This window comes from Acetobacter orientalis (genome assembly GCF_000963965.1).
Classification (GTDB): domain Bacteria; phylum Pseudomonadota; class Alphaproteobacteria; order Acetobacterales; family Acetobacteraceae; genus Acetobacter; species Acetobacter orientalis.
The window spans coordinates 23,253-32,134 of record NZ_BAMX01000038.1 but is presented as its reverse complement, the minus strand read 5'-3'; the positions used below and the strand labels follow the sequence as shown (position 1 = coordinate 32,134).

Sequence of the window (8,882 nt, the reverse complement as noted above, 5' to 3'; positions counted from 1 at the left end):
CCCTAATACCCTAATACCCTAATACCCTAATACCCTAATACCCTGCATGGAGAGTGATCTTGTATAAACGGGTATTCCGAAAATTGGCGGGGCTGGATTAGGTTTGTCTTTTTGTGGCCCGAATAGGGGGATTTGTGTGGTGCTATAGCCGTGTGGCTGCAAGGTCGCCTTTGGGCGGCAAAAAGGCTCAGCTAGCTCTCAATATTGAATTTTTAAATAACCTCTCGGCAAATCCTAAAACCGAATAAGATTACGTTTAAAAAAGCCCGCCTCAGTTTTTACTGGGCGGGCTTTGGGGTGTAAGAGTTATATTCTGTAGCGTTGCTTACGCAGTTGGAAAAATCTTACCGGGGTTCATGAGGTTTTGTGGGTCTAGGGCCGCTTTGATTTTGCGCATGCTGTCTAGTTCAGCGCCACCGCGCCAAGAGGGCATCATGTAGGTTTTAAGCTGGCCTACCCCATGCTCGGCAGAAAAAGAGCCACCAAGGGTGCGCACAATATTGGCTACCGTGTCCATCATGGCGTGGTCTTGGGCTAAAAAGCCTTTGGGGTCTGCGCCTTCGGGTTGCACGAGGTTAAAGTGAATATTGCCGTCACCAATATGGCCAAAGGGGGCAACTCTTATGCCCGGTATCAGGGCTTCACAGGCTTGGGTGGCTTTTTCAATAAATTCCGGAATAGCAGCCAGCGGCACAGACACATCGTTTTTAACAGACGCGCCAGCCCGTTTTTGTGCTTCTGCATGTTCCTCACGGATCATCCAAAGGTTTTGGCGCTGTGTTTCGCTTTCAGCCAGCACGGCGTCAGACACTAAGCCGCTTTCAAAGGCGGCCCCAAGTACTTCTTCCATTAGGGTGCGCAGGCTATCATCTGCACGGGGGCTGGCCAGTTCAACCAGTGCATAAGCCGCTGCGGGTTCAGACAAAGGGAGTGGGCAGTTATCAATAAGAGCATTGACCAGCCCCATGCTGGTGCCAGACATATATTCAAAAGCCTGAATGGCTGCGGGGTCTTGTTTACGAAAAGCTGCAAACAGATCGAGCGCACCTTTGGCATTGGGTACGGCGCACAATGCGGTCTCGCGCGTGCGGGGTTGGGGTTGGAGTTGAATAACGGCGGTGGTGATAATACCCAGCGTACCCTCTGAGCCAATAAGCAATTGGCGCAGGGCGTAGCCGGTATTGTCTTTGCGCAGCTTGCGCATAACATTCAGCACGGCACCATCTGGCATAACGGCTTCTAGGCCTAGGGCGAGTTCACGCGCGTTGCCGTAGCGTACCGTGTTGTTGCCCCCGGCATTAGTGGCCAAAATGCCCCCAATATCGGCAGACCCTTCAGACGAGATAGAAAGCGGCAACATAAGCCCTTCTTTTAGAGCGGCATCTTGGGCTGCTTTAAGGGTAACGCCTGCCTCTACCGTCATGGTTAGGTCTGCGTGGTCTATGTTGAGAATACGGTTCATGCGGGTGGTTGAAATAACCACGGCCTTACCGCTTTCATCTGGTGTGGCGCCGCCTACCATGCTGGTGTTGCCACCTTGTGGCACCATAGGTACGCCGTGCTGCACACATAAGGTAACAGCCTGCGCACAGTCAGCCGTTGTGGCGGGGCGCAAAACGGCAGCACATTTGCCCTGATACAACATACGCCAGTCTGTGCAGTAGCTGGCGGTGTCTGTGCTGTTGGTTAAAAAACCTGACGGGCCAAGCAAGTCTGCTAATGCGGTGTAAAGCTCTGGGGGCAGGGACGTATCGGACATGCTGTGAACCTTGGTTGTCTCAGAACTGGGCCATACAGCCGCAAAAGCTGCGCTGGCTTGGTTGGGTCGTTTTGCGAGAAGAAGGAATAAAGGCAGTTGCTCTATTAATAAAGAGAGCGGGCATTGTCGGTTGCGGTCATGGTTAAATGTTGAATGAGGTGAAAAACCTCTGTGCCTGCAATACCGCTTAAAATACCAGCTGCCAGTACAACCATTATCATGGGTAGGCTGGGGTAGCGTATGCGGGTCATTTGGTCTGCTAGCAGGCTTTGGGTGGTATTTTGGTCTTGCTGGGCTTGTTGCAGTTGCAGGCGTAAATGGTCGTTTTGCGTGCGGGCTGCGCGTAGGTCTGTGTCTAGCCGGGTAATGCTGTCTGCCATTTGGCGGAGCTGGGTGCGGTAGTCATCTGGTATGCCTGCGGCTTTGGTGCGGCTGGTGCTACGCTTTGGCCGGGCCTGAGACGGATCTGGCGCTATGGCCTGAAACAGGTTTTTAAGAGCGCCCCCGGTTATATTGTTTTTGCGCGCACGGTTTTTAATAGTCTCAAGGGCTGTGGCAGACTGGCCGGGTTGGTCTTCAAGCACCAGTGCCAGAATGTCTGATAGAATTTTGAGTTCTTTGGGGTCAAAATCACTCATGCTGGTGTGCTCATACAACTACGCTCATTCAGGGCGGGGGGCGGCCGCACGGTGTAGGCGGTCACGTATGGCAAGCCCCAACCCTTGTGCCGGAATGGGTTGCACTGCAAGGCGTGTTAGCCCCAGCCGAGCCCCTGCTTGGTCTAAAAAACGCAGGCCAGCAAACAGCCGGGCAGCGGCTTCTTCCAAATTGCCGCTTTCACTCAGGTTCCATGTTACTGCGGCCCCGTGTGGCATATGGGGGCCAAAAGCCAGCAGGGCTTCGGTTGGTAAAACATGTGTGGCCTCAAGCCTTACGGGCAGTGTTGGCGCGTAATGAGAAAGCATGCGCCCCGGAGAAACGGGGGCGGTATCGCTTTGTGTGTCGGGGTAGCTTAGCGGGCCACACACAGCCTCTAGTGCTTCTGCCGGTATGCCGCCATGGCGTAGGAGCATGGGCCGCTCTGGCAGGGTTAGGTCAAGCACTGTGCTTTCTAGCCCCACGGCGCAGGGGCCTGTGTCGAGTACTGCGTCTATCCGGCCCGAGAGTTCTTCAAGCACGTGCTCTGCATCTGATGGGCTAATGCGGCCTGAGCGGTTGGCTGAAGGGGCGGCAATGGGGCGGCCTACTTTTGCCAAAAGCGCTTGCACAGCGGCACCACGTGGTACGCGCACGGCTAGGGAGCAAAGACCATCTGCTGCCAGCTCAGACACGGTGCTGCGAACGGCACGTGGTAGCACTAAGGTAAGCGGGCCGGGCCAGAAGGCGTGTGCCAGTTTATGCGCTATAGGCGGAGCCTCAACCTGCGCAAATGCGGCATGGGCAGAGGCAAAATGGCTGATAAGCGGGTTAAAGCGCGGGCGGTTTTTGGCTTCAAAAATACGCGCAACGGCTTGTGGTTGTGTGGCGTCTCCCCCCAAGCCGTACACCGTTTCTGTGCCAAAGGCCACAAGCCCTCCCTCACGCAAAATGCGGGCAGCTTTTTCAAGGCCGGAGGGGGTGGCGGTAAGGCGCTCTGTCATGGTGTAGGGGTTCTGGGCTTGGGGTGTGGGGTTATAAAAGGCTTAGAGTGCGCCGGTGCATACAAAGGGTGGGTTTTTCCAATCTGCTTTGCCGTAAACCAGCGGGCTACCGTCTAGCAATGTTATCTGCCCGCCTGCGGCTTCTACAATAGCATGCGGGGCTGCGGTGTCCCATTCCATGGTGGGGCCAAGGCGGGGGTAGAGGTCAACCGCACCTTCTGCCACGCGGGCAAATTTAACAGCAGAGCCAATATTACCAATAGAGGCCACACGGCGGGCCCCTAAATAGCTGGCAAGGCGCGGGTCATCTGCATAATGGCGAGAGGCCAGAACACTTAGCCCTTCTGCGGGTGGGGTACGCACATGAATGGTGTGTGTGCCGGTTGGGTCTTTGCGTTGGGCGGGCTGGCCAATACCGCCTGTGTAAAGCTGGTGGTATGCAGGCAGCGCCATAGCGCCCAAATAGGCACGGCCGTTGCGTACAAGGCCAATGTTAACGGTAAAGTCATCTCGGCCAGCGGCAAACTCTCGGGTGCCGTCCAGCGGGTCTACCAGCCAATAGGCGGGGGTGGCAGAGGCCTGTAGGCCTGCGGCCACTTCTTCTTCTGCAATAACCGGAATATCCGGCACAGCTGCGCGCAGCCCTTTAAGAATAAGAGCCTCTGCCGCGTGGTCTGCCTCGGTCACGGGGGAGGCATCGGATTTGGTCAGGGTTTTAAACCCCCGTGCCCGAATGGTGCGGATAAGCTCTGCGGCCTCTTCCGCCAGTTTGGCGGCAAGGGCCAGAAGGTCTGCATCTGTATGGCTGGTCATGGGGGTAGCATAAGCTAACTTGGCCCTGCCGTCATGCCCTCAATCTGCTTTGGGGCGGGGTAAAAGGGGCATGGCAGTGCTGTGTGTTTTTTTCTATCTCTGGCCAGTATGGGGGTGGGCACCTAGCCACAAGGGGTAAGTGGTTGTTAAGGTTACGCCACATTAACCAGCCTGCACTTGTCAGGGTGGTTTGTAGCGCCCATCTGTGCAGTCAGATTTTGAGAAAACCCAGGAGGCCAGATTTTATGCTTCAGATTACGTTCTCCCCCGAAAACCTGCCACAGGGTGGTGCGCTTGCACTGCTGGTTGCCGAGGGGCAGGCCCCTTCTGCCTTCTTTAAAGCGGTTGATGATGCCACGCAGGGTGCGCTTGCACGCGCTGCCAAAGCAGATGATTTTTCTGGCAAAGAGGGTGTGGTTACCACCATTTTAGCACCGGGTGCCGGGTTTGAGCGTATTGTGCTGGTGGGTGTAGGCAAAGCAGATGCGTTTGGTCCCAAAGAGGCAGAAAAAGCAGGTAGTCTGGCTGCGTCTGCCCTGAGCCGTTCAGAAAAAGCCAATATTGCACTGGGTGGCCTGCCACATGCAGCCCATGTGGCTTTAGGGGCTACGCTTGGGGCGTATCATTTCTCGTTGTACCGCAGCGTGCCCGCAGAAGACAAAAAACACGCCCTTGCCAGCGTTGTTGTGCTGAGCGCAGACCCCGCAAAAGCAGAAGCCGCATGGCCAGCACAGGCGGCTGTAGCACGCGGGGTTATTCTGACGCGCGATCTGGTGACAGAACCTGCCAATGTGCTTAACCCCATTGAGTTTGCTGAGCGTATTACAACCCTGCGCAGCCTTGGGTTAGAGGTTGAAGTGCTTGACCGCGCGGCTATGGAAAAACTGGGCTTTGGTGCCCTGCTTGGCGTGGCGCAAGGCAGCGATAACGAACCGCGTACCGTTATTATGCGCTGGAACGGCGGCAAGAAAGACGAGGCCCCTCTGGCCTTTATTGGTAAGGGCGTTACCTTTGACTGTGGTGGTATTTCCATAAAACCTGCCGCAGGTATGGAAGAAATGAAAGGTGACATGGCCGGTGCCGCCGCAGTAACCGGGCTTATGGCTGCACTGGCAGGCCGTAAGGCGCAGGTTAACGCTGTGGGTATTGTTGGCTTGGTAGAAAACATGGTGTCTGGCAATGCCCAGCGCCCCGGTGACGTTGTACGCAGCGCCTCTGGCCAGACTATTGAAGTGCTCAATACCGATGCAGAAGGCCGTTTGGTGCTGGCAGATGTGCTGTGGTACGCCCGCGAGCGTTTTGCGCCCAAACTTATGGTTAACCTGGCCACCCTGACCGGGGCTATTGTGGTGAGCCTTGGGCATGAATATGCAGGCCTGTTCTCTAACAATGATGAACTGGCAACGGCTCTTACACAGGCAGGCGCTGCAACGGGTGATAAATTGTGGCGCATGCCAATGGGCAAAGAGTATGATGCGCTCATTAAGTCTGACATTGCTGATATGAAAAATATTGGCGGTGGCCGTGCGGGTGGGTCTATTACCGCAGCGCAGTTCCTGAAACGCTTTGTGGGTGAAACTCCTTGGGCACATCTGGATATTGCTGGCACAGCATGGTTGGACAAAGGGAAATATGGCCAGCCAAAAGGCGCGACCGGTTTTGGTGTGCGGCTGCTGAATGATTTTGTGCGCACTCAGCACGAAAAAGCATAAGCATAAAAAGTGTTTTTATGATGCGCGTAAGAAAAAGGCCCCGTTACTGGGGCCTTTTTTTATAGGTATGCCAAAGGGTGTGCGTTATTAGCGTGCGCGTTTCCAGCCCCGTTCTTCCTGCCGCCAATAGGCAAGTTCGTGCCCGGCAGCTTTTTGGGTGCTCCAGCGGGTGCGGGCGGCGGCTACGGCGGTTTCATCGTGGCCGTCAAACAGGTCAAACACGCGCTCAAATGTGGGTGTGTTTTCGTATGTGCGGTTTTCTAGCAAAAAGAGAAAAGCAGCGTTGTTTGGTGCGTCTGCTTCTGTGCTTAACCAGATGGGTTGCAGGTCTGGGCGTATAATGCCGCTACTGCCGTGGGGTAACCATGTGGGGGTGGTTATTGTCCAGAGCAGTTTATCAAGGTCATCAAGCATGGTTTTGTTCTGGCACCATATGGCGGCTTTTTGGCCGTTGGCCAGCGTACGGCTTAACAGTTGCGGCAGGGCATCGGCCACAGTGGTGCGGGTAAGGTGGTAAAAGCCAATTTGCGCCATGTGGTGTAACCCCGTTGGTAACTATTACGCCGCCTGCTTATAGCACGGCTGAGCTTGGGCAGAAGGGTTGGGGCCGATATTGCGCCAGAAACCGCTTGTTTATGCACGACCAAAATATTTTCGCACTCGTTAGCTCGTTAGCTCGTTAGCTCGTTAGCTCGTTAGCCGGTGTGGTAGGGTAATGTGCAAGACTGCGTGAGGTGTCATAAAAAGACCCAACCCTCAGGTAACCCTAAAACCACGAAGCGCTTTGTGCGGGAACGATGTTTGCTTTCCAGCGCTGGAAAAGAGATGTTTGAGGTAGAAAGAAAGGTTTCAGGTCATGGCAAAAACCGTAACGCTTGCAGATGGTACAAAGCTGCCCGCACTCGGTATGGGTACATGGAACATGGGCGACACCTTAGGTGCCCGCATGACACAGGAGCTTGAAAGTCTGCGCTATGGGGTGGACGCAGGCATTACCCTTATAGACACAGCCGAAATGTATGGAGATGGCCGCTCGGAAGCCTTGGTGGGTGAAGCCATTTACCGCGAGCGCGAAAAGGTTTTTCTGGTAAGCAAGGTTTTGCCTAACCATGCGTCTGGCCCCGGCGTGGCAGAAGCCTGCCGTAATTCTCTGCGCCGCTTGGGCACAGAGTATATGGACTTATACCTTTTGCACTGGCGTGGTTCTGTACCCTTGGTGGAGACAGTAGAGGCATTCCGTAAGCTTAAACAGCAAGGGTTAATTAAGCACTGGGGTGTTTCAAATTTTGATGTTGAAGACATTGAAGAACTGGAACGCTGCATTAACCCCGGCGAATGTGCGGTAAACCAGATTTTGTATAGCCTAGAGCACAGAGGCGTTGAGTATGACCTGCTAGATGCCAACCGTTTCCGTAATATTGTGACCATGGCGTACTCCCCCATTGGGCAAGGGGGCGCATTATTGCAAAACCCAAGCCTTAAAGCGGTGGCGCAACGGCACATAACAGCCACTGGCCCTGCAACACCTGCACAAATTGCTCTGGCGTGGGTGCTCCGGCAGCGTAATGTGCTGGCCATACCTAAAGCCGGGTCTGTGCAGCATTTAAAAGAAAATATTGCCGCCCAAGATATTACCCTGACAGAGCAAGATCTAAGCGACCTTGACCACGCCTTTGCTCCACCGCACAAAAAAATTGCGCTGGAGATGATTTAAAAGGCGATAGATTTGAAACTGAATGAGTTAATTGCCGGGTATTTCAAAAACAACCTAAGCTAGTTGGGTATATTTTTGTAACACAAACGGGCATGTGCTGGCCGTGAGCTGAGAGTTGCTTAGTCTTCAGACATAGGCCGCTGGGCAATATGAATGCTGAGCGTAAGTTGGTGCTTTTGGCGTAGTACCGTTATCTCAGCATCTGTATTGGGGCGGGCGGCGGCAACGGCTCTTATCATGCTGCGGGCTGAATCCATAGGCTCGCTTTTCATGGCGGTAATCACGTCCCCCTTTTTTAAGCCACCTTTTGCGGCTGGGCCGTCATGGTCTACTTCGGTTACACGTGCGCCGCTGTGGTTTATAGCGTCTTCAAGTGTTGCGCCTAACCAGCCACGGTCTATGTGGCCGTTGCGGCGTAGGGCGTCTACAACCGGAATAACCATTTCAGATGGTATAGAAAACCCAAGCCCGACAGACCCCCCGGTGGGGGAAACAATGGCGGTATTAAGCGCAATAACCTGCCCGGCAAGGTTAAAGGTTGGCCCGCCAGAATTACCAGGGTTTATGGGGGCATCAAGCTGCAAAAAATCATCAAAGGGGCCGGTGCCTATATCTCGCCCGCGTGCAGAGACAATGCCTGCGGTAATAGAAGAACCCAGCCCAAAAGGGTTGCCTGCTGCAACAATCCAGTCACCTACCTGCACAAGGCGGCTGTCGCCCCATTGTAGGTAGGGTAGGGGCGTTGGGCTTTTAATTTTTATAACGGCAATATCGGTTAAGGTATCAAGGCCTACTAGGTCTGCGGTAAATTCCTGCCCGTCCATAAGGGAGACGGTAATTTTATCGGCGTCATCAACCACATGACCGTTGGTGACAATAAAACCTGTAGGGTCGAGTATAAAGCCAGACCCAGCCCCCAAAATATCATCGCCATGTTTGCGCATGCGCTCGCGCAGGCGGTGTTCTAGCGGGGTGCCTTTTACGGCCGTAGGCAGCTTTTTGCGTTTACCAGAATCAGAATCGCGCGTGACAGCAATATTCACAACCGCAGGCACAACTTTACGGACAAGTGGAGCAAAAGAGGTGGGGCCGGGTGGTAGCACCAAGGGTACAGGGGGCGCAAAACTGGGCAGAGTTTGCGCCTGTGCAGCAGGGCTGCCCGCCGTAAAAGCAGGCAGGCAGGTAACGGCAAAAACAGGCAGGCTGCACAAAAAACGCTTCATAGGGCCCTAAGCTGAGTTCTG

8 protein-coding genes are annotated in these 8,882 nt (G+C 54.4%); 2 read left to right on the top strand and 6 right to left on the bottom strand.

Going from position 1 to position 8,882, the window contains the following annotated elements; all coding sequences use genetic code 11:
* Window positions 1–325: 325 nt before the first annotated feature.
* The 4 genes from Abor_RS12110 to cysQ form a co-directional block, all read right to left on the bottom strand.
* The gene (locus Abor_RS12110; protein WP_048842155.1) at window positions 326–1,759 is read right to left on the bottom strand and encodes an FAD-binding oxidoreductase; all 1,434 of its coding nucleotides are present in this window, start codon (window positions 1,757–1,759) and stop codon (window positions 326–328) included.
* A gap of 104 nt (window positions 1,760–1,863) precedes the next feature.
* Window positions 1,864–2,397 carry a hypothetical protein gene (locus tag Abor_RS12105; protein ID WP_048842154.1) on the bottom strand — a complete coding sequence of 178 codons (534 nt, stop codon included), beginning with the start codon at window positions 2,395–2,397 and terminating at the stop codon, window positions 1,864–1,866.
* A 24-nt stretch (window positions 2,398–2,421) separates the two neighbouring features.
* The gene (locus Abor_RS12100) at window positions 2,422–3,399 is read right to left on the bottom strand and encodes an L-threonylcarbamoyladenylate synthase (protein ID WP_048842153.1); all 978 of its coding nucleotides are present in this window, start codon (window positions 3,397–3,399) and stop codon (window positions 2,422–2,424) included.
* A gap of 42 nt (window positions 3,400–3,441) precedes the next feature.
* Window positions 3,442–4,212: a 3'(2'),5'-bisphosphate nucleotidase CysQ gene (cysQ, locus tag Abor_RS12095; protein WP_048842152.1), complete on the bottom strand. Its 771-nt coding sequence runs from the start codon at window positions 4,210–4,212 to the stop codon at window positions 3,442–3,444.
* Window positions 4,213–4,457: 245 nt separating this feature from the next.
* Here cysQ and Abor_RS12090 point away from each other — a divergent pair, with 245 nt between their 5' ends.
* Window positions 4,458–5,924 carry a leucyl aminopeptidase gene (locus Abor_RS12090; RefSeq protein WP_048842151.1) on the top strand — a complete coding sequence of 489 codons (1,467 nt, stop codon included), beginning with the start codon at window positions 4,458–4,460 and terminating at the stop codon, window positions 5,922–5,924.
* A gap of 87 nt (window positions 5,925–6,011) precedes the next feature.
* Here Abor_RS12090 and Abor_RS12085 read toward each other — a convergent pair whose 3' ends face one another.
* Complete coding sequence (locus Abor_RS12085) at window positions 6,012–6,458, bottom strand: DNA polymerase III subunit chi (RefSeq protein WP_048842150.1); 447 nt, start codon at window positions 6,456–6,458, stop codon at window positions 6,012–6,014.
* Between the two features lie 322 nt (window positions 6,459–6,780).
* Here Abor_RS12085 and Abor_RS12080 point away from each other — a divergent pair, with 322 nt between their 5' ends.
* Window positions 6,781–7,638 (top strand): aldo/keto reductase, encoded by an 858-nt coding sequence (locus Abor_RS12080; protein WP_048842149.1) that lies wholly within the window; start codon window positions 6,781–6,783, stop codon window positions 7,636–7,638.
* Window positions 7,639–7,757: 119 nt separating this feature from the next.
* Here the strand turns inward: Abor_RS12080 and Abor_RS12075 are convergent, their stop codons facing one another.
* Window positions 7,758–8,861 carry a S1C family serine protease gene (locus Abor_RS12075; RefSeq protein ID WP_048842148.1) on the bottom strand — a complete coding sequence of 368 codons (1,104 nt, stop codon included), beginning with the start codon at window positions 8,859–8,861 and terminating at the stop codon, window positions 7,758–7,760.
* Window positions 8,862–8,882: the final 21 nt, after the last annotated feature.

Coding starts and splice junctions, on each gene's coding strand:
- Abor_RS12075 (WP_048842148.1), bottom strand. CDS start 8,861: ATGAAGCGTTTTTTGTGCAGCCTGCCTGTTTTTGCCGTTACCTGCCTG.
- cysQ (WP_048842152.1), bottom strand. CDS start 4,212: ATGACCAGCCATACAGATGCAGACCTTCTGGCCCTTGCCGCCAAACTG.
- Abor_RS12100 (WP_048842153.1), bottom strand. CDS start 3,399: ATGACAGAGCGCCTTACCGCCACCCCCTCCGGCCTTGAAAAAGCTGCC.
- Abor_RS12085 (WP_048842150.1), bottom strand. CDS start 6,458: ATGGCGCAAATTGGCTTTTACCACCTTACCCGCACCACTGTGGCCGAT.
- Abor_RS12080 (WP_048842149.1), top strand. CDS start 6,781: ATGGCAAAAACCGTAACGCTTGCAGATGGTACAAAGCTGCCCGCACTC.
- Abor_RS12105 (WP_048842154.1), bottom strand. CDS start 2,397: ATGAGTGATTTTGACCCCAAAGAACTCAAAATTCTATCAGACATTCTG.
- Abor_RS12110 (WP_048842155.1), bottom strand. CDS start 1,759: ATGTCCGATACGTCCCTGCCCCCAGAGCTTTACACCGCATTAGCAGAC.
- Abor_RS12090 (WP_048842151.1), top strand. CDS start 4,458: ATGCTTCAGATTACGTTCTCCCCCGAAAACCTGCCACAGGGTGGTGCG.